Raw genomic sequence first — 257 nt, forward strand, 5'->3', positions numbered from 1 at the left:
CTGCAAGCGAACCTTGCATTTCTTCCGGTTTACTCCATGTTTTTCCTTCATCATCAGAATAGAACATCACGGATAAGTTTGGTTTTTTATCACTTCTTGCCAGCGCCATGATCCGTTTTCCATCCGGTGAGCGGAACATTCCGACTTCACAGATTCCATATTTGCTTTCGATACTTCTATAATCAGCTAAATATCTTTCCGGCTCGCTCCACTGTTCATTTCCGTCTTCATCAAATGTCAGATAGCTCTTGAAGTTG

The 257-nt window shown here is 42.0% G+C and carries 1 protein-coding gene; it reads right to left on the reverse strand.

The annotated features are described in order from the left end of the window. The coding region (locus NE668_RS09885; RefSeq protein ID WP_256196813.1) for a sialidase family protein at nucleotides 1-257 on the reverse strand (257 nt) is incomplete at both ends.

Origin of the sequence: Veillonella parvula (assembly GCF_024461875.1) — a bacterium.
Lineage (GTDB): Bacteria > Bacillota > Negativicutes > Veillonellales > Veillonellaceae > Veillonella > Veillonella parvula_I.